Source organism: Stenotrophomonas sp. YJH_SMC_64 (genome assembly GCF_059371375.1).
Genome location: NZ_JCAFUN010000003.1, coordinates 140,097 through 162,297, shown reverse-complemented (window position 1 = coordinate 162,297; position 22,201 = coordinate 140,097). Strand labels below are relative to the sequence as shown.

The following is a 22,201-nucleotide window of genomic DNA, read 5'->3' as shown; positions in this document are numbered from 1 at the left end:
CTCCGGCAAAACCTGACAGCCACATGCGAAGGCGCCCTAGGGCGCCTTTGTTGCATGCGCTCGATAGTGGGGAATGACCAAGCAAGCTGATGAGGCGCTGCTGCGCCTGGTGATGGCAGGCGGCGCGCTGGCGCCACGGCGGTCCCTGCTGCAGGCCGCGGGTAGCGCGCAGACTGCGATCGCGCAGGGCGCCGCGAACTGGCGCGCGCACGGTTGCACGCCAGAGCAGTGCGCTGCACTGGAACACCCCGACGCCCGCGCCTGGACCGTGGCACGGCACTGGCTGGAAGACGACGACCACCATCTGCTGTCCTTCGCCGATGCGGCCTTTCCGCCGCCCCTGCTGGACGTCCCGAACCCGCCACTGGCGCTGTTCGTGGCGGGCGATCCGAGCCTGGCCTGGCGCCCCTCGGTGGCGCTGGTCGGCAGCCGCTCGCCCACCCCGGGAGGACGCGCGCTGGCCGCGCGCTTTGCCGGCTGCTTCGTCGAGGCCGGACTGGCCGTAACCAGTGGCCTGGCGGCCGGCATCGACGCGGCCGCCCATCTGGCCACACTGGAGGCAGGCGGCTGCACCGTGGCGGTGATCGGAACCGGCCCTGATCGGGCCTATCCGAACAGCCACCAACGGTTGCAGGGGCGGATCGCCGCCGAGGGCGCGGTGCTCAGCGAGTACCTGCCCGGCACAACGGCACGCCCGGGCCACTTCCCCGCGCGCAACCGCCTGGTGGCCGGGCTGGCGCTGGCGACGGTGGTGGTCGAGGCCGCGCAACGCTCCGGCGCCCTGATCACCGCACGGCTGGCTGCCGAGGCGGGCCGTGAAGTCTGTGCCCTGCCCGGCTCGGTACTCAACCCACGCGCAGCGGGCTGCCACCGGCTGATCCGTGAAGGAGCCGCACTGGTCGAGCGCCCCGAGGAAGTGCTGGAACTGCTGGCCCCCGCCCTTCGCCAGCAGCTGCCGGGCTTGCAATCACGGCTGGGCACCCCCACTGAACAGGCACCGCCGGCGCTCCTGCCGGCGCGCTGGGCCGACGACCCTGACTACCAGTGCTTGTGGCGGGCCCTGGACCACGACCCAAGCAGTATGGATTCACTGATCACACGCTGTGGATTGACGGCGCCCCAGGTGTCCTCCATGCTGCTGGCCATGGAACTGGCGGGAATCGTGGTGTGCGTACACGGCCGCTACTGTCGAACTCCCTAGTTTCTTCACCTCCACAGCGTCGCGCGACGCAGGCCGAGGGGCAATGAAAGAGAGCATCCTGGACGTACTGCTGTACCTGTTTGAACACTATTTCAGCGAAGACGCGGACCTGATCCGTGACCGCGATTCGCTCCAGAACGGCCTGATCCAGGCCGGTTTCAGCCCAACCGAGATCAACAAGGCGTTCGACTGGCTCGACGCCCTGGCCGCGCAGCGGCCGAGCGTGGCCCAGGCACGGGTCGACGGCCCCGTGCGCGTCTACCACGGCCCCGAGCTGGACAAGCTGGACGTGGAATGCCGCGGCTTCCTGCTGTACCTGGAACAGCACGGCATCCTCGACGCCGACCAGCGCGAACTGGTGCTGGACCGGGCGATGGCCCTGGACCAGGACGAACTGGACCTGGACGACCTGAAATGGGTCGTACTGATGGTGCTGTTCAACCAGCCTGGCTCCGAAGCGGCCTATGCCTGGATGGAGACGCAGATGTTCATGGACGAGCCAGAACCCCTGCACTGACCGTACACTTGGGGGCATAGCGCATTCAGGAGCGTCCCCGTGAGCGAGTGGTTCCATGCAGAAGGCAACCGGCAGCAAGGTCCGCTGCCGGCGGAACAATTGGTCGAGCTGTTCCGCAACAACCAGATCACCCTGGACACCCTGGTGTGGCGCGACGGACTGCCGCAATGGCAGCCGTTGCGCACCGTCGTGGACGAACTCGGCCTGATCGTGCCGGCGCTGGACGCCGCCGTACCGCCGGTCGAACCCGAACCGGAACCGGAACCGGAACCCGTCGCACCGCCTCCGCCGCAGCCGCCGGTACTGCCGGCGTCCACGCCCTACGCCGCCAGTGCATCGGCCACCGTCCTGCCGGCACCGAAAAAGAAGCTGTCCGGCTGTGCGCTGACCGCCATCATCGGTGGTGCCCTGTTGCTGGTACTGGTCCCGATCGTGGCCATCCTGGCCGCCATCGCGCTGCCGGCCTACAACGACTACACCGTGCGCAGCAAAGTCGCCGGCGCCGTGGCCGCGCTGCAGCCGCTGAAGGACCAGGTGCAGCATTTCGCCGATGACGAAGGCCGCTGCCCGGGTGCCAATGACGCCGGCTTCCCGGCCCCGGGCGACTTCGCCAACGCGGGCCTGTCGGCGGTGAACATCGGCCGCTTCAACAACGGTCACTGCGGCATCGAAGCAACGCTGGCGGTACCAGGCAAGGGCATCGACGGCGACCTGCTGTGGCTGGAATACGATCGCGACAGCGGCCGCTGGGAATGCAGTGGCGAAAGCAACGACAAGTACCTGCCGCCGACGTGCCGCGGCTGAGCCACGCGCACGCCAGCACCTCCAAGGATGATTCAACAGGGAACATGCAATGACTGAGTGGTACTACGCCGAAGGACAGCAACGCCAGGGCCCGCTGCCGGTCCAGGAGATCCGCCAGCGCTTCCAGCGCGGCCAGTTGAACCTGGACACCCTGGTCTGGCGCGAGGGCATGGCCCAGTGGGCTGCACTGCGCCAGGTGGTCGACGAGCTCGGCCTGCAGACGCTGGCCGATGCCAGTACGGCCACCAGCAGCGGCGGGTTCGACCTGCGCAGCGACTATGCCGCCATCGACAGCGGCACCGCACCGCTGCCCGGCACCGGCGCGCTCAGCAGCTCGCCATACAGCGCTCCAGCCGCCGTCGGCAGCGGTGGCCACGCACAGCCTGTGGTTGGCGGTGAAGTGGTCTACGCAGGCTTCTGGAAGCGCGTGGCGGCCTACATGATCGACTACTTCGTGCTGGTCATCCCCGGCAGCATCATCGGGGCCATCCTCGGTGCGATCCTGGGCGCCAGCATGGGCGCGGTGGGCAGTGGCGAATCGGCCATCGAGATCGTGGCCCAGCTGGCCAGTGCCCTGATCAACCTCTGCATCGGCATGGCGTACTACACCTGGTTCCATGCCTCGAAGGGCGGCGCCACGCTGGGCAAGATGGCGGTCGGCATCAAGGTCGTCCGCGGCAACGGCGAGCGCCTGACCAAGGCCCGCGCGTTCGGTCGTTACTGGGCCATGCTGCTGAGCAGCTTCACCCTCGGCATCGGCTTCCTGATGGCGGCCTTCACCGAACGCAAGCAGGGCCTGCACGACATGATCTGCGACACTCTGGTGGTCGACCGCTGGGCCTACACCGACCAGCCCCACCTGCAGCGCCGCGAGCTGGGCACCGTCACCGTGCTGGTACTGGTGTTGACGGCGGTACTGTCGCTGGTGGGCCTGGCGCTGCTGGTGTTCGCGGTCGGCTTCATCGCCAAGATGGCCTCCTGAACGGCCATCCTCACGGCTGGCTGCTTGACACGGGCTGGCCGGGCGTGATTCCTCTAATAAGGTGAAACCTGAACGCCCGGCACATTACCGGGCGTTCAGTTTATGGATTTGCGCGTGGCCGCTTCACTAATGCGGCCATTTGCTCCACCCTAGCGGCCCCTTCCCCACGGTTCGCCCCACAGACCCTGCTGCCATGCCCAAGCACCTGCTCATCGTCGAATCGCCGGCCAAGGCCAAGACGATCAACAAATACCTCGGCAAGGACTACACCGTCCTGGCCTCGTATGGGCATGTGCGTGACCTGATTCCGAAGGAAGGCGCGGTCGACCCGGACAACGGGTTCGCCATGCACTATGACGTGATCGACAAGAACGAGAAGCACGTCGACGCGATCGCCAAGGCCGCCAAGGGCGCCGACGACATCCTGCTGGCGACCGACCCGGATCGCGAGGGTGAAGCGATCAGCTGGCATATCGCCGAGATCCTGAAGGAACGCGGGCTGGTCAAGGACAAGCCGATGCAGCGCGTGGTGTTCACCGAGATCACCCCGCGCGCCATCAAGGAAGCCATCAGCCAGCCGCGCGCGATCGCCAGCGACCTGGTCGATGCCCAGCAGGCGCGCCGCGCGCTGGATTACCTGGTCGGTTTCAACCTGTCGCCGGTGCTGTGGCGCAAGGTCCAGCGCGGCCTGTCCGCCGGCCGCGTGCAGAGCCCGGCGCTGCGCATGATCGTCGAGCGCGAGGAAGAGATCGAAGCCTTCATCGCCCGCGAGTACTGGTCGATCGCCGCCGAGTGCGCGCACCCGTCGCAGCACTTCAACGCCAAGCTGATCAAGCTGGACGGGCAGAAGTTCGAGCAGTTCACCATCACCGATGGCGACACCGCTGAAGCGGCGCGGATGCGCATCCAGCAGGCCGCGCAGGGCTCGCTGCACGTCACCGACGTGGCCAGCAAGGAGCGCAAGCGCCGCCCGGCGCCGCCGTTCACCACCTCCACCCTGCAGCAGGAAGCCTCGCGCAAGCTCGGCTTCACCACCCGCAAGACCATGCAGGTGGCGCAGAAGCTGTATGAAGGCGTGGCGATTGGTGACGAAGGCACCGTCGGCCTGATCTCGTACATGCGTACCGACTCGGTGAACCTGTCGCAGGATGCGCTGGCCGAGATCCGCGACGTGATCGCCCGTGATTACGGCATCGCCTCGCTGCCCGACCAGCCCAACACCTACCAGACCAAGTCGAAGAACGCCCAGGAGGCGCACGAAGCGGTGCGCCCGACCTCGGCCCTGCGCACCCCGGCCCAGGTCGCCCGCTTCCTCACCGACGACGAGCGCCGCCTGTACGAACTGATCTGGAAGCGTGCAGTGGCCTGCCAGATGATTCCGGCCACGCTCAACACGGTCAGCGTCGACCTTTCGGCCGGCAGCGAGCACGTGTTCCGTGCCAGCGGCACCACCGTGGTCGTGCCCGGCTTCCTGGCCGTGTACGAGGAAGGCAAGGACAACAAGAGTGCCGAGGACGAGGACGAAGGCCGCAAGCTGCCGGCGATGAAGCCCGGCGACCGCGTGCCGCTGGAACGCATCCAGGCCGAACAGCATTTCACCCAGCCGCCACCGCGCTACACCGAAGCGGCGCTGGTGAAGGCGCTGGAAGAGTACGGCATCGGCCGTCCCTCGACCTACGCCTCGATCATCCAGACCCTGTTGTTCCGCAAGTACGTGGAAATGGAAGGGCGCAGCTTCCGCCCGTCCGATGTGGGCCGCGCGGTGTCCAAGTTCCTGTCCAGCCACTTCACCCAGTACGTGGATTACGACTTCACCGCCAAGCTTGAAGACGAGCTCGATGCCGTCTCGCGTGGCGAAGAAGACTGGATCCCGCTGATGTCGCGCTTCTGGGAACCGTTCAAGGAACTGGTCGAAGACAAGAAGGAATCGGTCGACCGCGCGGAGGCCAGTGGCGCGCGCGAGCTCGGCACCGACCCCAAGACCGGCAAGCCGGTCAGCGTGCGGTTGGGCCGTTTCGGGCCCTATGCCGCCATCGGCAGCACTGCCGAAGATGCCGAGGAGAAGCCGAAGTTCGCTTCGCTGCGCCCCGGCCAGTCGATGCACACCATTTCCCTGGAAGACGCGCTGGAGCTGTTCCTGATGCCGCGCGCACTGGGCGAGGACAACGGCGAGCCGGTCAGCGTCGGCATCGGCCGCTTCGGCCCGTTCGCCAAGCGCGGCAGCACCTATGCCTCGCTGAAGAAGGAGGACGACCCGTACACCATCGACCTGGCCCGCGCCGTGTTCCTGATCGAAGAGAAGGAAGAGATCGCGCGCAACCGGATCATCAAGGAGTTCGAGGGCAGCGACATCCAGGTGTTGAACGGCCGCTTCGGCCCGTACATCAGCGACGGCAGGATGAACGGCAAGATCCCCAAGGATCGCGAACCGGCGTCGCTGACCCTGGCTGAAGTGCAGCAGTTGATGGAAGAAACCGGCAAGCCGGTGCGCAAGGGCTTCGGTGCCAAGAAGGCCGCCGCGAAGAAAGCCCCGGCCAAGAAGGCGGCAGTGAAGAAGGAAGCCGCGCCGAAGAAGGCCGCTGCAAAGAAAGCGCCTGCCAAGAAGGCCGCTGCAAAGAAAGCAGTAAAGAAGGCCGCCGCGAAGAAGGCCCCGGCGAAGAACGCCGTCAAGAAGGCCGCGAAGTAACTCCACGCCATACGTGGATGAGGGGTAGTGCCGGCCGCTGGCCGGCAACCCCAGAAGCATCAGATGCCGGCCAGCGGCCGGCACTACCGGGTGCCAGGGTCCACCCCTTCTGCACGCAGCAGGGGGATAATGAAGGCCCACGCCGGGCCGGTCGCCGCCATGAAAGAACTCACCCTGGACTCTGCTGTCGCCACGCTCCGCGCGGGCGGCGTGATCGCCTACCCGACCGAAGCGGTCTGGGGCCTGGGCTGTGACCCTTCGCACGAGGCGGCGGTGCACATGGTGCTGCGACTGAAACAACGCCCGATCGAAAAAGGCATGATTCTGGTCGCGGCCGATCTGGCGCAGCTGGAAGGCTGGGTGCGCCTGCAGGCCCTGCCGGACGCACGCCAGCGCGCGGTGCTGGCCAGCTGGCCCGGCGCCAACACCTGGATCCTGCCGGCCGGACCCCGTGCCCAGCCGTGGGTCACCGGGGAGCACAGCGGCATCGCCGTGCGCATCAGCGCCCACCCGCTGGTGGCCGAACTCTGCCGTGCCTGGGGAGGCCCGCTGGTCTCCACCAGCGCCAACCTGGCCGGCGAACCACCGGCGCGCCGCCGCGAAGAACTGGATCCACGCCTGCTGCGCCTGCTTGATGGCATCCTGGATGGCGAAACCGGCGGCCTGGCCCAGCCCACCCCGATCCGCGACGCGCTCAGCGGCAACGTGCTGCGCTCCTGAGCGGCCGATTGCGCTGCCCCGGACAATCGCGCACCCTGCCGTCATGAACCTGCTGCGCACCGCTTTGGGCCTGTGCCTGCTGCTGCCATCGACGGCACCGGCGGCCGAGGATGTGCGGGTCTACCGCTGCGTCGCCAGCAACGGCGCCGTGGCCCTGCAGGACAGGCCCTGCAACAGCGGCCGCCAGGAAGTCCGCGACCTGCAGCGCCCGCGCGATCCAGCGCCGCGGGTGGTGCGCAGCGATGCGCCGCCCGCACCGCCGGACGAATCTCCGGTGATGCGTGACCGCGAGGTCCGCCACGTCTACATCCAGCCGCCCCAGCCGCTTTACGAATGCGTGCGCGACGATGGCCAGCGCTATACCAGCGACAGCAACGAGGGCAATCCGCGTTGGGTGCCGTTGTGGACCAGCGTCTGGCTGCCACACGGGCATCGGGGCCCATCGTACCCGGGTCCGCGCCCGGCCATCGGCACACCGATCGGTCCGCCCGTCGGCGAGGGCCCCGGTTACCGGCCGCCCGCCGTCGGCGTAGGCGTGCAGGTCCCGGCCGGCAGCGTGCTGGTGCGCGACAGCTGCCACGCGCTGCCGCCACAGGAGGTCTGTGCGCGCCTGCGCGACCGCCGCTGGGAACTGGACCGTCGCTACAACAGCGCATTGCAGAGCGAGCGCACCGCCATCAACAACGAACAGCGTGGCATCGACGCGCGCCTGTCACGCGACTGCCAGCGTTGAGCGCAGCCTGTACGCTGTGAGCATGAACAGACTGATCTGGTTGCTTCTGGCGCTGCTGCCCGGAAGCGCGTTGGCCGAAGAGGGCGTGATCTACCGCTGTACCTCCAGCAGTAGTGACGTCCCTACCCTGCAGCGCACGCCGTGCCCCACCGGCAGCAAGCAGCAGGTGCTGCGCGTGCCCGGCCCGGCCAACCCGCAGCCGGCTGCCGCTGCACCTGTGGCTGCGGAACCTGCACCCGCCCCCGTCGAAACACCCGCGCCGGTGCCGGCCGGACCGGCCGTTGCCCCTGCGGCCCCAGCGAAACCACGACGCGCGGACGAAGGACGCACCATCATGGAAGCGGGAATGGTTGAACGCGAAGGTGCCAACCAGATTCTCGACAGTGCGACCCTGCGCCGTGATGCCGATGCCCGTGCCGAAGCAGGCAACGGTCCACCGAAGCCGCCGCTTCCCCCGATCTTCCAGTGCACCGACGGACAGGGCGGTGGTTATCTGCACGAGTACGAGGCATCACCTGGTCGCTGCGAACCGATGACGGTGCAGGGCCTGGGCGGGGTCACGCCGATGAACGCGGCCGGCTGCGAAGTCGTACGCGACCGCTGCGAGGAACTTCCCGAAGCACAGCGATGCGGCAGCTGGCAGCAGCGCTTCCGCGATGCCCGCGGCCGTGAACGCTTCGCCGCACCGGAAAACCGCGATACCGCGCGCGGTGAACGCGAGCGGCTGCAGGCGGTGTTGGAGGCCAGCAACTGCCCGGTACCGGGGTGACCGCCACCCGGTAGTGCCGGCCGCTGGCCGGCAACCACAGGATCTTCAGATGATTGCAGTTGCCGGCCAGCGGCCGGCACTACCCCCTGAAAGATCAGAACCCGTAGCGCAGGAAGCCGCCATCCACCGCGATGCACTCACCGGTGACATAGCTGGCTGCCGGCAGGCACAGGAAGCCCACCGCGGCGGCCACTTCCTCCGGCTCGCCGATACGACGCATCGGCGTGCGGTTGATCACTTCCTCGTAGTAATCCGGGTCCGACAACGGACCGGAGGTCCGCCGCGTGCGGATGTACCACGGCGCCACTGCATTGACCCGGATGCCATCCTCGGCCCACTCGACGGCCAGGTTGCGGGTCATCTGGTGCATCGCGGCCTTGCTCATGCCGTAGACCACGCCGCTGCGCACATGGGTCAGGCCGGACACGCTGCCGACGTTGACGATCGACGACGATGCGTGGCGAGCCAGCAGCGGATGCGCGTAGCGCGACAGCTCGAACGCCGAGAACAGGTTGGTCTCGAAGATCTTCCGCCATTCGTCCTCTGAATACTCCGTGGCCGCCTTGGTGACGTTGCCGCCAGCGTTGTTGACCAGGATGTGCAGGCCATCACTGTGGTCTTCCACCCAGTCCAGGATCTGCCGGCGGTCCTCGTCGTCGGAGACATCGGCGGCCAGCGCGTGCACCTGCATCTGCGGATACACATCCAGCAGCTCGTCGCGCGCGGTCTCCAGCATGTCGATATCGCGCCCGACGATCATCAGGTCCGCGCCGAAGCCGGCCAGTTCGTGCGCGATGGCCAGGCCGATACCGGCGCTGGCACCGGTGATCAGGGCGGTCTGCCCGTCCAGGCGCCACCGTTGCTGGGTCATGTTTCCTCCGGGGCCGCGCCCGCTGCATTTCGATGCGGCAAGGATACGCGCTCACGGCGGCCCTCTGCCGAGGATGCGACACTGCACGTACGCCCACTGCGGAGAGCCGCCATGCGCATCCTGACCCTGTTCTCGTCCCTGCTGGCCGGCGTGCTGCTGGTGGCCTGCCAGCGGCCGCCGACGCCGAACCCGGAGAAGCCACCGGTGCCCAAAGCGATGTCGCGTGCGATGCAGGAACCGCTGGACCGTGCGAAGGACGCAGGGAAGGCCGTGGAAGAGGCCGCCGCACGCGAACGCAAGGCCGAGGCCGACGCGACGCAGTGACCTGTGGGGTCAGAGCCCTTTGCGGGGCAAAGGGATCCGACCCCACCAACGAAAACGCCCGGCCAGGGCCGGGCGTTTTCATTCGTCACCGCTGCCGATCAGAACCCGCAGAAGCAGTAGGCCAGCGCCTTCACCGGCGTGCCGTTGCCCTTCTCGCGCGCCGCGTTCTCGACAAAGCGCAGCTGCGTATCCACTTCCGGCATCGCGCGCGCCAGCACCATCCGCGCCATGCCCGAGTCGGACAGCATCCAGGCGCCGGCGCGGCTGCCGGCGAAACCGCTGACGAACTGCGCGAACGGCGTCGCCGCCTTCTCGATGTAGCGCACGCGGTAGGCATCGGCCTTGCCCAGCTTGGCACGGCTGGCGGCATCGGCCACGGCATCCTTCAGGCCACCGAAGGCATCGACCAAGCCACGTTCCTTGGCCTGCGCACCGCTCCACACGCGGCCACGCGCCACTTCGTCGACGGCCTCGACCGGCTTCTTGCGGGCGTCGGCGACGCGACCGGTGAAGTCGGCGTAACCCTTGTTGATCACCGACTGGATGACCTGGCCCACGGCCGGATCCATCGGGCGGGTGACATCGAACGCACCCGCGAAACGGGTGGTGCCGACACCATCGGTGTGCACGCCGATCTTGTCCAGCGCGCGGCTGAAGTTCGGCACCATGCCGAAGATGCCGATCGAACCGGTGATGGTCGACGGATCGGCATAGATGCGATCGGCATTCATGCTGATCCAGTAGCCACCGGAGGCGGCCAGGTCGCCCATCGACACCACCACCGGCTTGCCGGCGGCCTGCAGGGCCACCACTTCGCGGCGGATCTGCTCGGAGGCGAACACTTCACCGCCTGGCGAATCCACGCGCAGCACCACCGCCTTCACGTTCTCGTCGTCACGCGCGGCACGCAGCAGCGCCGAGGTCGATTCGCCACCGATGCGGCCGGCCGGGAGATCGCCGCCGCTGATTTCGCCGGCGGCCACAACCACCGCTACCTGCGGACGGTTGTCCACCGGGTTGCGGCGCGCATCGAGCTGGCCCAGGTAGGTGCCGAAGTCGACGTTGCGGAAGCCACCGTCGGCATCGTCGTCGGCCACGCCGCGCTCGATCATCAGATCCTCGAATTCCTCGCGGGTCTTCAGCGCGGTCACCAGCTTCTGCTGCAGGGCGAACTTGGCCAGGTCGCCACCGGCGGCGGCGATGCCTTCCGGCAGCGTGTCGATGCCGGCGGCCAGCTGTGCCGGGTCCAGGCGACGCGCCTTGGCGATGTCCGCCAGATAGCGCTGCCACACGTCGTTCATCCAGAACAGGTCGGCTTCCTTGGAGGCCGGCGAGGCCGCATCGAGCACGTACGGCTCGGCCGCGGACTTGTATTCGCCCACCTTGAACAGGTGCACGTCCACGCCCAGCTTGTCCTGCAGGCCGGTTCGGAAGTACTGGCGGCAGCGGCCCAGGCCCTCGAGCACCACCGACCCCATCGGGTCCAGGTAGACCTCGTCGGCCTGTGCGGCCAGCAGGTACTGCGACTGGCCCATGCTCTCGCTGTAGGCCACCAGCTGCTTGCCGGAGGCACGCAGGTCCTGCAGCGCGGTGGCCACTTCACGCAGCGAAGCGAAGCCAGACGGCTGCAGCTTGTCCAGCTCCAGCACCACGCGCTCGATCTTCTTGTCTTCCTTGGCCGACTCGATCACCCGCAGCAGGTCGCGCAGCTGGATCTCTTCGGCGCCGTTGTCGCCCACCGCCTTGGCCAGTGCGCGGCTGACCGGGTCGGCGCTGAACTGCTCGACCAGGCGGCCTTCCGGGGCGATCACCAGGGTAGTGCGGTCCTGCAGCGACTTGCTGGCACCGGCGCCCATGCCCGCCGCGATGACGAACATCACCAGCAGCAGGAACAGCAGGCCGAAGAACAGCAGGTTGAGGATCAACCGGCGGGTGAAGTTCATGACGTCCCACAGCCCGATGAAGAAACTGGCGACGGGGTTGCGACGCGCCGGGGGCAGCGGGGGCACGGGTTGATTCATGGAACGCTCCGGATGGCTTCTTGCCGTGGTACCAGCATAGCCGGTGCCGTGTGATGCGGCATCGGACACAAGTCAGGGGATCGCCCGCCATGGGTCGGCATGACGGGCGCAAAGGTCAGGACAACATCGACTGGCCGATGCGCAGGCTGCTGCGGCGCAGGCGCCAGCCCATCAGGATGGCAGCGGCGGTCAGGCCAACGATCAGGCCGATCCACATGCCCTGCGGGCCCATGCCCAGACCCAGGCCGAGCCCGGCGCCGAGCGGCATGCCCAGGCCCCAGTAAGCGAACATGGCGATGAACATCGGCACGCGGGTGTCTTTCAGGCCGCGCAGCGCGCCGGCCGACAGCACCTGGATGCCATCCGGGAACTGGAAGGTGGCCGCGTACAGCAGCAGGGTCGAGGCCAGGCCGGCCACCGCCAGGTCGTTGGTGTAGACACCGACGATGGCATCGTGGCCGAACAGCAGCACCGCCGCCGACAGCGTCTGCGTGCCCATGATGATCGCGTAGCCGGCCCAGGCCGCACGCCGTACGCCGAAGCCATCGCCACGGCCAACCGCATGGCCGACGCGCACGGTGGTGGCCTCGGCCACGCCCATCGGGATCATGAAGCACAGCTGCGCCACGTTGATCGCGATCTGGTGCGCGGCCGCTTCATTCGCACCCAGGCGGCCGATCAGCAGCGCGGTGACGATGAACAGGCCGCCTTCCATCAGCACGGTAATGCCGATCGGCAGGCCGGTGCGCAGCAGGTCCCAGATCGCCTTCCAGCGCGGTCCTTCGAAGTGCGAGAACAGCTGCAGGTGGGCGAAGCGCTTGGTGCGCCACAGGTAGAGGGCAAACGCCGTGGCCTGCAGCCACATCATCACCGCCGAAGCGATGCCCAGGCCTTCCGCACCCAGTTCCGGGAAACCGAGCTTGCCGTTGGCCAGCACGTAGCCCATCGGCGCCAGCACCAGCAGGCCGCCGAAGCCGAGCAGCATGGTCGGCAACGTCCAGTGCATGCCTTCGCTCAGGTAACGCATGCAGAAGTACAGGGTCAGTGCGGGCCCGCCCCAGCGCACCGCGTGCAGGAACGCGGTCGCCCCCGGCACGATGTCCGGCGCGATCCCGAACGATGGCAGCAGCGGCGGCACCACCGTGAGGAAGGTGAACATGATCAGCCCCAGCCCCAGCGCCAGCCACAGTGCCTGGCGGAACAGCGGGCCGATTTCGCGCTCGCGGCCGGCGCCGTGCAGCTGCGATACCGAGGCGGTGAGCGAGATCAGGGTGCCGATCGGGATCAGCATCGGCAGCCACAGCAGCGCCGTGCCGATGGTCACTGCGGCCAGGGTCGCGGTGGCATGGTGGCCGGCAATCACGTTGTCGACGAAGGAGATCAGGCCGGTGGACACATGCCCGAGCACAAGCGGCAGGGCGAGCAGACCGGTGGCGCCGACTTCCTTGCTGAAGCGCGGCGTGGAGGTTGCAGTAGACATAAGGTGCTTGACGCGAACTACGGTTGCGCGCGAAGGGCACAGGCACCGGGTTGCGGCCGGTCATCTTACGCGCGCAGCGCGCGCATTCCCATGACATGGCGTGAATGCTGGGTTCCGGCAGGCCCCGGCATCACGCGTTGCGATCGCGTTACGAACAGAAAAAGGGGACGGAGGGGATTAAGTCGTTTCAAGCCCGACTGTGCCGAACACGACTTAATCCCCTCCGTCCCCTTTGTTTACTGGCCGGCCTGGCGCTTGAGCCAGGCGTCGCGCTCGGCGGCGGGCACGGCGAGGAACGCGCCTCGCACCGTGTCACGCTCCTGCGGTGGCGTGCGCTGCGCGACCAGGGTCAGCTGGGCCAGCTGCGCCGGGCTGAGCTGGCGCAGCACGGCCAGCGCGGCCTCGCGCTGTTCCGGTGGCACGAAGCCGAACAGGCCGTGCAGCTTGGGGAACTCCAGTCCCAGCTGCGGGCCCAGCCGCCAGCCCTCGCGGAAGGCCTGGTCCTGCGCCTGGAACTGCTCGCGCAGGCGCTGCTGCTGGTCCGCCGGCAGCGCATTGAACCGCGCCGCAGCCTGCCGGATGCGCTCCCGCTCGCTCTCCGGCAGGGCGCGCCAGGCCGCGTAGTCGGCACGGCGCTGACGCTGCTGCTGGGCGTCGAGCTGGGTGAACGCAGCGGGCGTCGTGTTTGTGGTGGCCGGAGCGGGAGCCGCCGGTGAACTGCCCGGCACTGGCGGCGGCAGCGGCACGCTCAAGGTCTGCGGCGCGGCGGACAGCGACAACGGCAGGGCCAGCAGCAGGCTGGCGAGCAGGGTCTTATTCATCGGCGGCAGCGGTTTCCAGCGTGGCGCTGGCGGGCTCGGGCCGGCTCGGCCTGGATTGCGATTCGTCCACCGGCAACGGGCCGCCGGCGGCGGTCCAGGCATACAGATCGGCATCGGCCACCAGCGGATAGTCGCGGTCGGCCAGCATCATGGCGTCGTCGGAGGCTTGGGCCGGGGTCGCATCCGGCGTGGCATTGACCTTGCTCGGCGGAAGAGCTTCCACCGTGACCGGGCCAGCTTCGCCCACTACCCCTTCCGGCAGTGGAGCGTCGCTACCGGATGAATGTCCTTGCCAGTAGCGCCAGCCCAGTGCCGCGGCCAACAGCACCGCGACCGTCACCAGCAGGATCACCGGGCCGCGCCAGCGCGGCCTGGCATTGGGACGCCGCCGCTTGCCCTGGGCGGCCGCACGATCATCGCGCTGCGGTGCGCGCCAGCCGGTCGCGGGAGCTTCATTGCTGGCGGCCGGCGCAGCCGGCTGCTGAAGCTGCTGCAGGCGCTTGGCCGGCAGGTCGCGGATGCGCAGCTGCACCTGTTCGGCCAGCTGGCGCCATGCCGACGCATCGGGCTGGCCGTGCGCATCACGGGGGCAGGCATCGGCCAGCAGGTGCTGGTAGCCCGCTTCGTCCTGGTCGAGCACGCGCATGGCGATACCCTCGTCCAGACTGCCGCCCACCCGCAGCAGGAGTGCCAAGCGCGGCAGCGGCCCCATTTCGCCCAGCGCGGCCAACGGCGGCAGCCACTGGCCGCCCACCGGCTCGCGCAGCGCCTGGCGCTGGCCCAGCAGGGTCCAGAAGCGGATCGGCCACTGCGCCATCGGCAGGTCGCTGGCGACCGCGGCGAAGGCGCGCATCACCGCCACCAGGGTCTGCTCGGCTCGCGCGGCATCGCCGCACTGCAGCTCAGCCACCACCAGGGCACGGCGCTCGACGCCGCGCAGGAACGCCGACAGCGCGCCGGCCGCGGTCGAGGAAACAGGGGCGGGCACAGCCGTCATCGGTCACTCCAAAGGTCTGCCGGCATGATAGCGGCAGCCCATCGGCACCCGTAGGACTTGCGCGCGCAGGCACTTCGTGCTGCAGGTTGTGCACAGCACCACGCCCGCCTCGGGGAAAACTGCGGCATCCAGCTGAATTCACTCTGTTTCAGCAATGTTTCACACTCAAGTTGTTGATTTTGAATGACTTTGAAGTGTGGCGATTTTTTGACCAACCCAAGCGTGAGCTCGTCGCCATCGGCCTCCTGCGTTCCCGTCGACCGGTAACGCACAACGTTATCCACAGAACATGTGGATAAGACTGAATCTCCAATGGACACCGATATTTAGGTGACATTTATGATTCGACGAGGGCCCCCGGCAGTCTCTGGCCCCTGCCATCCGCGCGCGCATGGCCCGTTACACTGGCCCGATGCTTTCACCCATTCCGACCCTGCAGGTCGCCCTGCCCGTCCCGCTGCCGCGCCTGTTCGACTACCTGTCACCAGAGGGCGATGGCCCCACGGTCGCGGTCGGCTGCCGCCTGAAGGTGCCGTTCGGCAACCGCGAGCTGGTCGGCGTAGTGGTGGGGCACGGCCAGACCGATGACGGCCAGGGACTGCGCCAGGCCTTGGCCTGGTGCGACCCGCAACCGCTGCTCCAGGGCGAGCTGTGGCACAGCCTGCAGTGGCTGGCGCGCTACACCCATGCGCCACTGGGCGAGGTGCTGAGCACCGCCCTGCCGGGCCCGCTGCGCCATGGCGACGCCCTGCCCGACACCCATCACTGGGGCTGGCAGCTGACCGCCGAAGGCCGCGCCCAGCGCGAAAAACTGCGCGCCGGCAGCCGCCCCCGGCAGCTGGCCGAGCTGCTGGCCGACGCCATCGTCGATGAGGACGTGCTGGGCGAACGCATGGACGACTGGCGCACCGCCGCGCGCAGCCTGGCCAAGCGCGAGCTGGCCGAACGCGTGGCGCTGCGCGTCGCTCCGCAGCACGCGCAGCCACTGCCTGGCCCCACCCTCAACACGGAGCAGGCAGAGGCCGTGGCGGCGATCAACGCAGTCGAGGGCTTCCAACCGTTCCTGCTGGATGGCGTAACCGGCAGCGGCAAGACCGAGGTCTACCTGCAGGCCATCATCCACTGCTTGGCCCAAGGCAAGCAGGCGCTGGTGCTGGTGCCGGAAATCGGCCTCACCCCGCAGACCCTGGCACGCTTCCGCGGCCGCCTCGGCATCGCCGTGCATGCACTGCATTCGGGGTTGAACGACAACGAGCGCGCCCGGGTCTGGGCGGCGGCTTCGCGCGGCGAGGCACGGGTGATCGTCGGCACCCGCTCGGCGGTGTTCACGCCGCTGCCGCAGGCCGGCCTGCTGATCGTCGACGAGGAGCATGACGGCAGCTACAAGCAGCAGGACGGCATCCGCTACCACGCACGCGATTTCGCTCTGGTCCGGGGCAAGGCGCTGGGCGTTCCGGTTCTGCTGGGCAGCGCTACGCCTTCACTGGAGACGCTGCACAACGCCTATGCCGGGCGCTACACCCACCTGCGCCTGAAGCAGCGTGCCGGTGATGCGCGGCCACCGCGCGTGCGCATCCTTGATGTGCGCAAGCGACCATTGCATGACGGCCTCTCGGCCGACGTGCTGGCCGGCATTGGCGAGCACCTGCAGCGCGGCCAGCAGGTGCTGGTGTTCAAGAACCGCCGTGGCTATGCGCCGGTACTGCTGTGCCACGACTGCGGCTGGACCGCGCCATGCAACCGCTGCGATGCACCGATGACCGTGCATGGCGGCGGTCGTCGCCTGCAGTGCCATCACTGCGGTGCGCGGCAACCGGCGCCGCTGGCATGCCCCGCGTGCGGGAGTCTGGCGCTGCAACCGCAGGGCATCGGCACCGAGCGCCTGGAAGAACATCTCACCGCCGCCTTCGCCGACTTCCCGGTGGTGCGCATCGACCGCAGCACCACCTCGCGACGCGATGCACTGGAACAACAGCTGGCGAAACTGGGCGACCAGCCCGGCATCCTGGTCGGCACGCAGATCCTGGCCAAGGGCCACGACCTGCCCAAGCTGACCCTGGTGGTGGTGGTCGGCATCGACGAGGGCCTGTTCTCGGCCGACTTCCGCGCCAGCGAGAAACTGGCGCAGCAGCTGATCCAGGTCGCCGGTCGCGCCGGACGCGCGCGCGACCCGGGCGAAGTCTGGCTGCAGACGCATCACCCGGGGCACCCACTGCTGGAGACCCTGGTCAGCGGTGGCTACCACCCGTTCGCGCAGGCCGAGTTGAACCAGCGCCAGGCCGCAGGATTCCCGCCGTTCGCGCATCTGGCGCTGATGCGCGCCGAAGCGCAGCAGGTGGAGCATGCCAATGCATTCCTGCTGGCAGCGCGACAGCTGCTGGGCGAGCAGGACGTGGTGGAAGCCTATGGACCCATGCCGGCGCCGATGCCACGGCGCGCCGGTTACCAGCGCGCCCAGCTGCTGCTGTCTGCCGCGCAGCGGCCACCGCTGCACGGGGTGCTTTCGCAACTGGTACCGCAGCTGTATGCGCTGCCGGAAGCACGCAAGGTCCGCTGGTCGCTGGATGTGGATCCGACGGATCTTTATTGAGGGGTCAGAGCCTACCCGTCGGGTGGGATCCGACCCCGATGCCCTGGGGTCGGATCCCTTTTCGCAGAAAAGGGCTCTGACCCCGGACGCTTTCGCTTACGTCAGCGGCGACATCACGCCGCGCTGGTAGGCGGGGCGCTCGCGAAGACGGGCGTACCAGTCGGCCAGGTGCGGCAGTTCCGGACGCTGGATCGGCAGTTCGAACCAGGCATAGATCAGCGAGCCCAGCGGGATGTCACCCATCGCGAATGTCTCGCCGGACAGCCACGGCTGCTTGGCCAGGGTGGCATCGGCCATCGCCAGGTAGTCGCCGGCGCGCACGATGGCGGCATTGATCCGCGCTTCGTCGCGGTCGGCCGGAGCGGTGCGCATGATGCCCCAGATCAGGTCGGTGTACAGCGGCGCCATGCGCGAGGTGCTCCAGTCCATCCACTTCTCGGCCTGGGCGCGTTCCATCGGGTCTTCGGCGTACAGCGTGCCCAGCGCGTAGCGCGCACTCAGGTAGCGCACGATGGCGTTCGATTCCCACAGCGGCAGGCCGTGGTCTTCGATCACCGGTACCAGGCCATTGGGATTCATCGCCTGGTATTCCGGCGTCTGCGTGCCGCCGTGGCTGCCACCGACCTCGATGGACTCGTACGGCAGGCCGATTTCCTCGGCACACCACAGCACCTTGCGGACGTTGCTGGAATTGCGACGGCCCCAGATCTTCAACATGCGGTATTCCTTGCTGGCAATGCGAGCGGCAACGATACCCCTGATCGGGCGGGGTGTGTGCATGCCGGATGCGGGATCTGGCATCCGGGGATTGCCGGCCAGCGGCCGGCACTACCGGTTCCTTGCTGGCCAGCGGCCGGCATTACCGGTTCTTTTTCGGCAGCGCGCGCACGTAGGACGACTTGCCATCCTTCTTCAGTTCGAACAGGCCGATCGCCGCCAGCAGATCGCTGAGCTTGCCGTAGCCGTAGTTGCGCGGGTCGAACGACGCCTGGTTGCCGATCTGGCTGCCGACCGGGCCGAGGTGCGACCAGCCATCCTCGCCCTCGGCCGCGGACACCGCGCGGCGCAGCATCTTCACCAGCCGCGTGTCGCTGCGCATTTCCGCACCGCTCTTGCGCGGACGCGCATCGTCGTTGGCCACCGGCTCGTTCGAGGCCTGTTCGCTGGATGCCTGTTCGGTATCCGGCACGCTGGCGTGGGTCTGGCCCAGTGCTTCCAGGTAGGTGAATTTCGAGCACGCGTTGACGAACGGCTCGGGTGTTTTCTTCTCGCCGAAACCGTACACCTTCACGCCATCGGTCAGCAGGCGCATCACCATCGGGGTGAAGTCCGCATCGCTGGAGACGATGGCAAAGCCATCCAGGTTGCGCGCGTACAGCAGGTCCATGGCATCGATCACCATCGCCATGTCCGAGGCATTCTTGCCCTTGCTGTAGGCGAACTGCTGGATGGGACGGATCGCATACTCATGCAGCACCGCTTCCCACCCCTTCAGTCGCGGGCTCTTCCAGTTGCCATAGGCGCGGCGCACGTTGGCCACCCCATAGCGGGCCACTTCGGCCAACACCTCGTCGATCTTCGAGGCCGGCGCATTGTCGGCGTCGATCAACAGGGCGATGCGCTTTTCCGGTTCGCTCATGGACTCCTCGCGGGCGGTTGCCTGAACCCGAGTATCGCCGATCCACGCGGGCGCTGACGTGACAGGCGGCCGCCGTGCGAAGATGCCAGGCGCTTCCCCCAATGCCCCCACTGGAGTGAGTCGATGAGTCGCGAGCGCGTTCCCCACCTGGTTGTTGTCGGCGGCGGTTTTGCCGGTCTCTGGGCCACCCGTGCCCTGGCCCGCGAGCGCATGCGCATCACCCTGGTCGACCGCCGCAACCATCATCTGTTCCAGCCGCTGCTGTACCAGGTGGCCACCGCCGGCCTGTCCGCGCCGGATATCGCTGCACCACTGCGCCATATCCTCGGCCACCAGCGCAACGTGGAAGTCCGCCTCGGCGAAGTGGTCGCCATCGACAAGCAGGCCCGGCAGATCCGCATGGCCGATGGCAGCACGCTGGACTACGACAGCCTGCTGCTGGCCACCGGCGCCACCCACGCCTACTTCGGCAACGACCAGTGGGCCGATGATGCGCCCGGCCTGAAGACGCTGGACGATGCGATCGCGCTGCGCCGCAAGCTGCTGCTGGCGTTCGAGCGCGCCGAGGCGGAACCGGACCCGGCGAAGAAGGCCGCATGGCTGAGCTTCGCGGTGGTCGGTGGCGGTCCCACCGGTGTTGAACTGGCCGGCACCCTGGCCGAGATCGCGCGGCATACGCTGCGCAATGAGTTCCGCCACATTGATCCGGCCAGCGCCAAGGTGCGGCTGGTCGAAGCCGGCCCGCGCGTGCTGTCCTCGTTCCCGGAAGTGCTTTCGCTGAAAGCACGGCGGCAGCTGGAAAAGCTGGGCGTGGAAGTGCTGACCGGTACCCCGGTGAGCGACATCGACAGCCAGGGCTTCACGCTCGGTGACCAGTTCGTACCGGCCCGCACCGTGGTCTGGGCCGCCGGCGTGGCCGCTTCACCGCTGGCGCGCACGCTGGACGTGCCGCTGGACCGCGCCGGCCGCGTGCCGGTGCAACCGGACCTGACCCTGCCCGATCACCCGGAGCTGTTCGTGGCCGGTGACCTGGCCGCACTGAGCCAGGCCGACGGCAAGCCGGTACCCGGCGTGGCACCCGCTGCCAAGCAGATGGGCAAATACGTGGCCGAGGTGATCCGCGCACGCCTGCACGGCAAGCCCGAGCCCGGCCCGTTCAAGTACGCCGACTACGGCAACCTGGCCACCATCGGTCGCATGGCCGCGATCGTGCACTTGGGCCGGCTGCAGCTGTCGGGCGTGCTGGCCTGGTGGTTCTGGCTGGCCGCGCACGTGTTCTTCCTGATCGGCTTCCGCAACCGCATCGTAGTGCTGCTGAACTGGGCCGTGGCGTACTGGAGCTACCAGCGCAGCGCGCGCATCATCTTCGGTGATGACCAGGAAGACCGGCGACCCCGGCGGTAGTGCCGGCCGCTGGCCGGCTGCCGCGCGGTCCGTCCCCTCTCCGCAGGAAAGGGCTCTGACTCCGTCAACATCATCCATGCATGGCGTGGATCTACCGCTTCATCGGGCCGCCGGGCACCCGCCGTTTCGACCATGCGCGGCAGAAGTCCTCCTTCCTTGCGGTGTCGGCAATCTGCGCGGCACTCCAGTTGCGGGTAATCCAGATCGTCAGTGCCGTGCTGCTCAGATGCCAGCGCAGCATGTCGTGCCGTGGCTGCCGCCAAAGATGGCGGCGGGCAATCCAGAACGCCTCCCGTTCCACCTCTGGCACCTTCTTCTTCATCGCGTCGTCGTCGAAGAACTGCGCAGCGAAACTCCAGGGATTCATCGGCTGAAATCCTGTTCGTGGTTCACTGCTGCACGCAGCCACACCACTGGGCGCACGGTCTGCTGGCTTCGGCCAACCGCCCACCAGGGCAAGCCCGAGCAGGTACAGCAGGCCAGGCAGCAGTGCGATGCCGGCGGCCAGTACGACGACGGAGACCCATGCCTTACCGGCGGCACGCATCGTGCTCACTTCGCCTTCGGTTTCGGGTACCACAACGGGTCGGCCTCCAGCTGGCCGTCGACGTAGTCATGGCAGGTGGCTTCGATGGCCGCGAGGGTGGCCGGGTCGGCAGCGGGACTGGTTGACGCGGAGAGAGCGAACAACAGGGCGACGGTGGACATCCGGGTCTCCAGCGCTGAGGGCTGGGCGATCATGGCATATGCAAGCCGCATCCACGCATGGCGTGGATCTACGGCATCAGGCCCATTTCGTCGGTGCCCAGCTGCATGTACATGAACGCAGCGGCTTCTTCAGACATGGGCTGCCCCTGCGGGAAGCTGTCCAACCAGGCGGTGATGCGCGCATGGCGCCCCGCCAGCGCATCCGTCAATGCCTGCTTTTCCGCGTCAGTGGCGCGCTCCCGCATTTCATTGCGAAGCACGTCATCGCCGATCCCCCACTTTTCCGCGAACGGGATCAGATCGACCAGATCGGGAGGGACCCGGTCACGACGCAGGTGGATCGGTTCGGGTGTCCTCGGGCCATACGCAGCCAGCTCAGCAGCGGTGCCGATCTGCCCATGCTGCAGTGGCGGTGGCGACGGTGCTTGGGTGCAGGCCAGAAGGGCCGCGCAGGCAGTCAACAGCAGTATCCCGCAGTTCTTCATCGGACGGATCCATGTGTCGATGGGTGTGGCGATCATGGCATGACTGGAAGCGCCCATCCACGCATGGCGTGGATCTACTGTAGAGCCGGGTCCATGCTCGGCTTCACCATCAGGCAGCAGCAACAACAGCCGAGCGTGGGCTCGGCTCTACAGAAGCGCGGGATCCGGCGCCTGCAGCCAGGCCAGCTTGCGTTCGCGCGGCTGCTGCTTGAGTTGCCACTCGGCCCGTGACGCGGCGGCCCGGTCCGGGTACTCGCGCACGGCCAGCACCCGCAGCGGCGGCCGGGCCCGGGTGTAGCGCGCGCCCTTGCCAGCCTGATGGGCGGCGAAACGCGCGTCCACGTCGGTGCTGATGCCGGCGTAATAGCTGCCATCGCGACATTCGAGCAGGTACAGGAACCACGGGCGGAGGGACGGGGCCATGCCCGGATTATGCCGTGCTGCACTGC

The 22,201-nt window shown here is 67.9% G+C and carries 21 protein-coding genes and 1 pseudogene; 11 read left to right on the top strand and 11 right to left on the bottom strand.

The genetic code is table 11. From position 1 onward, the window contains the following. Nucleotides 1-73 precede the first annotated feature (73 nt). The 8 genes from dprA to AC5P9L_RS03975 all read left to right on the top strand — a co-directional run bounded on the left by dprA (nucleotide 74) and on the right by AC5P9L_RS03975 (nucleotide 8,412). Complete coding sequence (gene dprA, locus AC5P9L_RS04010; protein WP_133050272.1) at nucleotides 74-1,201, top strand: DNA-processing protein DprA; 1,128 nt, start codon at nucleotides 74-76, stop codon at nucleotides 1,199-1,201. Between the two features lie 43 nt (nucleotides 1,202-1,244). Then, nucleotides 1,245-1,718, top strand: coding sequence for a DUF494 family protein (locus tag AC5P9L_RS04005; RefSeq protein ID WP_005411195.1), 474 nt, complete (start codon nucleotides 1,245-1,247; stop codon nucleotides 1,716-1,718). 39 nt (nucleotides 1,719-1,757) lie between these two features. Continuing rightward, nucleotides 1,758-2,522, top strand: a complete 765-nt coding sequence (locus AC5P9L_RS04000; RefSeq protein ID WP_111150225.1) for a pilin — start codon at nucleotides 1,758-1,760, stop codon at nucleotides 2,520-2,522. Nucleotides 2,523-2,571: 49 nt separating this feature from the next. Next, nucleotides 2,572-3,504, top strand: a complete 933-nt coding sequence (locus AC5P9L_RS03995; protein ID WP_005411197.1) for an RDD family protein — start codon at nucleotides 2,572-2,574, stop codon at nucleotides 3,502-3,504. Between the two features lie 193 nt (nucleotides 3,505-3,697). Next, nucleotides 3,698-6,190, top strand: coding sequence for a DNA topoisomerase I (locus AC5P9L_RS03990; RefSeq protein ID WP_133050271.1), 2,493 nt, complete (start codon nucleotides 3,698-3,700; stop codon nucleotides 6,188-6,190). Nucleotides 6,191-6,319: 129 nt separating this feature from the next. Next, the gene (tsaC, locus tag AC5P9L_RS03985) at nucleotides 6,320-6,910 is read left to right on the top strand and encodes an L-threonylcarbamoyladenylate synthase type 1 TsaC (RefSeq protein ID WP_005411199.1); all 591 of its coding nucleotides are present in this window, start codon (nucleotides 6,320-6,322) and stop codon (nucleotides 6,908-6,910) included. Nucleotides 6,911-6,953: 43 nt separating this feature from the next. Further along, a complete protein-coding gene (locus tag AC5P9L_RS03980; RefSeq protein ID WP_043034572.1) occupies nucleotides 6,954-7,643 on the top strand; it encodes a DUF4124 domain-containing protein in 690 nt (229 codons plus the stop codon). Nucleotides 7,644-7,665: 22 nt separating this feature from the next. After that, the gene (locus AC5P9L_RS03975; protein WP_005411201.1) at nucleotides 7,666-8,412 is read left to right on the top strand and encodes a hypothetical protein; all 747 of its coding nucleotides are present in this window, start codon (nucleotides 7,666-7,668) and stop codon (nucleotides 8,410-8,412) included. Between the two features lie 94 nt (nucleotides 8,413-8,506). On the opposite strand, the gene AC5P9L_RS03970 is transcribed toward AC5P9L_RS03975, so the two are convergent. Then, the gene (locus tag AC5P9L_RS03970; RefSeq protein ID WP_005411202.1) at nucleotides 8,507-9,283 is read right to left on the bottom strand and encodes an SDR family oxidoreductase; all 777 of its coding nucleotides are present in this window, start codon (nucleotides 9,281-9,283) and stop codon (nucleotides 8,507-8,509) included. Between the two features lie 111 nt (nucleotides 9,284-9,394). Between AC5P9L_RS03970 and AC5P9L_RS03965 the strand changes: the two genes are divergently transcribed. Further along, complete coding sequence (locus tag AC5P9L_RS03965; protein ID WP_005411203.1) at nucleotides 9,395-9,607, top strand: hypothetical protein; 213 nt, start codon at nucleotides 9,395-9,397, stop codon at nucleotides 9,605-9,607. Nucleotides 9,608-9,705: 98 nt separating this feature from the next. Here the strand turns inward: AC5P9L_RS03965 and sppA are convergent, their stop codons facing one another. The 4 genes from sppA to AC5P9L_RS03945 all read right to left on the bottom strand — a co-directional run bounded on the left by sppA (nucleotide 9,706) and on the right by AC5P9L_RS03945 (nucleotide 14,926). Next, nucleotides 9,706-11,628, bottom strand: coding sequence for a signal peptide peptidase SppA (gene sppA / locus AC5P9L_RS03960; RefSeq protein WP_495230540.1), 1,923 nt, complete (start codon nucleotides 11,626-11,628; stop codon nucleotides 9,706-9,708). A 115-nt stretch (nucleotides 11,629-11,743) separates the two neighbouring features. Then, nucleotides 11,744-13,108, bottom strand: a complete 1,365-nt coding sequence (locus AC5P9L_RS03955) for an MATE family efflux transporter (protein WP_005414611.1) — start codon at nucleotides 13,106-13,108, stop codon at nucleotides 11,744-11,746. Between the two features lie 236 nt (nucleotides 13,109-13,344). Then, nucleotides 13,345-13,929 carry a DUF3106 domain-containing protein gene (locus AC5P9L_RS03950; RefSeq protein WP_043034569.1) on the bottom strand — a complete coding sequence of 195 codons (585 nt, stop codon included), beginning with the start codon at nucleotides 13,927-13,929 and terminating at the stop codon, nucleotides 13,345-13,347. After that, entirely contained in the window at nucleotides 13,922-14,926 is a 1,005-nt protein-coding gene (locus tag AC5P9L_RS03945; protein WP_049460254.1) for a hypothetical protein, read from the bottom strand. The genes AC5P9L_RS03950 and AC5P9L_RS03945 overlap by 8 nt, the downstream gene beginning before the upstream one ends. 412 nt (nucleotides 14,927-15,338) lie before the next feature. Between AC5P9L_RS03945 and AC5P9L_RS03940 the strand changes: the two genes are divergently transcribed. Further along, the gene (locus tag AC5P9L_RS03940) at nucleotides 15,339-17,516 is read left to right on the top strand and encodes a primosomal protein N' (RefSeq protein WP_088611291.1); all 2,178 of its coding nucleotides are present in this window, start codon (nucleotides 15,339-15,341) and stop codon (nucleotides 17,514-17,516) included. Between the two features lie 96 nt (nucleotides 17,517-17,612). Here AC5P9L_RS03940 and AC5P9L_RS03935 read toward each other — a convergent pair whose 3' ends face one another. Both AC5P9L_RS03935 and AC5P9L_RS03930 read right to left on the bottom strand, forming a co-directional pair. After that, a complete protein-coding gene (locus AC5P9L_RS03935; protein WP_005414615.1) occupies nucleotides 17,613-18,233 on the bottom strand; it encodes a glutathione S-transferase family protein in 621 nt (206 codons plus the stop codon). A 142-nt stretch (nucleotides 18,234-18,375) separates the two neighbouring features. Next, nucleotides 18,376-19,155 carry an NYN domain-containing protein gene (locus AC5P9L_RS03930; RefSeq protein ID WP_005411210.1) on the bottom strand — a complete coding sequence of 260 codons (780 nt, stop codon included), beginning with the start codon at nucleotides 19,153-19,155 and terminating at the stop codon, nucleotides 18,376-18,378. Nucleotides 19,156-19,278: 123 nt separating this feature from the next. On the opposite strand from AC5P9L_RS03930, the gene AC5P9L_RS03925 reads away from it, so the two are divergent. Beyond that, nucleotides 19,279-20,559, top strand: a complete 1,281-nt coding sequence (locus AC5P9L_RS03925) for an NAD(P)/FAD-dependent oxidoreductase (RefSeq protein WP_227415278.1) — start codon at nucleotides 19,279-19,281, stop codon at nucleotides 20,557-20,559. 91 nt (nucleotides 20,560-20,650) lie between these two features. On the opposite strand, the gene AC5P9L_RS03920 is transcribed toward AC5P9L_RS03925, so the two are convergent. The 4 genes and pseudogenes from AC5P9L_RS03920 to AC5P9L_RS03905 all read right to left on the bottom strand — a co-directional run bounded on the left by AC5P9L_RS03920 (nucleotide 20,651) and on the right by AC5P9L_RS03905 (nucleotide 22,175). Continuing rightward, the gene (locus AC5P9L_RS03920) at nucleotides 20,651-21,106 is read right to left on the bottom strand and encodes a hypothetical protein (protein ID WP_049450292.1); all 456 of its coding nucleotides are present in this window, start codon (nucleotides 21,104-21,106) and stop codon (nucleotides 20,651-20,653) included. Nucleotides 21,107-21,141: 35 nt separating this feature from the next. Then, a pseudogene (locus tag AC5P9L_RS03915) lies at nucleotides 21,142-21,267 on the bottom strand (nuclear transport factor 2 family protein); the annotation flags it as partial. 68 nt (nucleotides 21,268-21,335) lie between these two features. Continuing rightward, on the bottom strand, nucleotides 21,336-21,878 hold the full coding sequence (locus tag AC5P9L_RS03910) for a hypothetical protein (protein WP_227843416.1): 543 nt from the start codon (nucleotides 21,876-21,878) through the stop codon (nucleotides 21,336-21,338). Between the two features lie 21 nt (nucleotides 21,879-21,899). After that, nucleotides 21,900-22,175, bottom strand: a complete 276-nt coding sequence (locus AC5P9L_RS03905; RefSeq protein ID WP_012481382.1) for a GIY-YIG nuclease family protein — start codon at nucleotides 22,173-22,175, stop codon at nucleotides 21,900-21,902. Nucleotides 22,176-22,201: the final 26 nt, after the last annotated feature.

What these genes read in the sequence shown, in the direction of transcription:
- AC5P9L_RS03970 (WP_005411202.1), bottom strand. Translation starts at nt 9,283, where the DNA reads ATGACCCAGCAACGGTGGCGCCTGGACGGGCAGACCGCCCTGATCACC.
- sppA (WP_495230540.1), bottom strand. Translation starts at nt 11,628, where the DNA reads ATGAATCAACCCGTGCCCCCGCTGCCCCCGGCGCGTCGCAACCCCGTC.
- AC5P9L_RS04005 (WP_005411195.1), top strand. Translation starts at nt 1,245, where the DNA reads ATGAAAGAGAGCATCCTGGACGTACTGCTGTACCTGTTTGAACACTAT.
- AC5P9L_RS03945 (WP_049460254.1), bottom strand. Translation starts at nt 14,926, where the DNA reads ATGACGGCTGTGCCCGCCCCTGTTTCCTCGACCGCGGCCGGCGCGCTG.
- AC5P9L_RS03930 (WP_005411210.1), bottom strand. Translation starts at nt 19,155, where the DNA reads ATGAGCGAACCGGAAAAGCGCATCGCCCTGTTGATCGACGCCGACAAT.
- AC5P9L_RS03950 (WP_043034569.1), bottom strand. Translation starts at nt 13,929, where the DNA reads ATGAATAAGACCCTGCTCGCCAGCCTGCTGCTGGCCCTGCCGTTGTCG.
- AC5P9L_RS03990 (WP_133050271.1), top strand. Translation starts at nt 3,698, where the DNA reads ATGCCCAAGCACCTGCTCATCGTCGAATCGCCGGCCAAGGCCAAGACG.
- AC5P9L_RS03955 (WP_005414611.1), bottom strand. Translation starts at nt 13,108, where the DNA reads ATGTCTACTGCAACCTCCACGCCGCGCTTCAGCAAGGAAGTCGGCGCC.
- AC5P9L_RS03995 (WP_005411197.1), top strand. Translation starts at nt 2,572, where the DNA reads ATGACTGAGTGGTACTACGCCGAAGGACAGCAACGCCAGGGCCCGCTG.
- AC5P9L_RS03980 (WP_043034572.1), top strand. Translation starts at nt 6,954, where the DNA reads ATGAACCTGCTGCGCACCGCTTTGGGCCTGTGCCTGCTGCTGCCATCG.
- AC5P9L_RS03940 (WP_088611291.1), top strand. Translation starts at nt 15,339, where the DNA reads ATGCTTTCACCCATTCCGACCCTGCAGGTCGCCCTGCCCGTCCCGCTG.
- AC5P9L_RS03920 (WP_049450292.1), bottom strand. Translation starts at nt 21,106, where the DNA reads ATGCGTGCCGCCGGTAAGGCATGGGTCTCCGTCGTCGTACTGGCCGCC.
- AC5P9L_RS03905 (WP_012481382.1), bottom strand. Translation starts at nt 22,175, where the DNA reads ATGGCCCCGTCCCTCCGCCCGTGGTTCCTGTACCTGCTCGAATGTCGC.
- AC5P9L_RS03935 (WP_005414615.1), bottom strand. Translation starts at nt 18,233, where the DNA reads ATGTTGAAGATCTGGGGCCGTCGCAATTCCAGCAACGTCCGCAAGGTG.
- AC5P9L_RS03975 (WP_005411201.1), top strand. Translation starts at nt 7,666, where the DNA reads ATGAACAGACTGATCTGGTTGCTTCTGGCGCTGCTGCCCGGAAGCGCG.
- AC5P9L_RS03965 (WP_005411203.1), top strand. Translation starts at nt 9,395, where the DNA reads ATGCGCATCCTGACCCTGTTCTCGTCCCTGCTGGCCGGCGTGCTGCTG.
- dprA (WP_133050272.1), top strand. Translation starts at nt 74, where the DNA reads ATGACCAAGCAAGCTGATGAGGCGCTGCTGCGCCTGGTGATGGCAGGC.
- tsaC (WP_005411199.1), top strand. Translation starts at nt 6,320, where the DNA reads ATGAAGGCCCACGCCGGGCCGGTCGCCGCCATGAAAGAACTCACCCTG.
- AC5P9L_RS03925 (WP_227415278.1), top strand. Translation starts at nt 19,279, where the DNA reads ATGAGTCGCGAGCGCGTTCCCCACCTGGTTGTTGTCGGCGGCGGTTTT.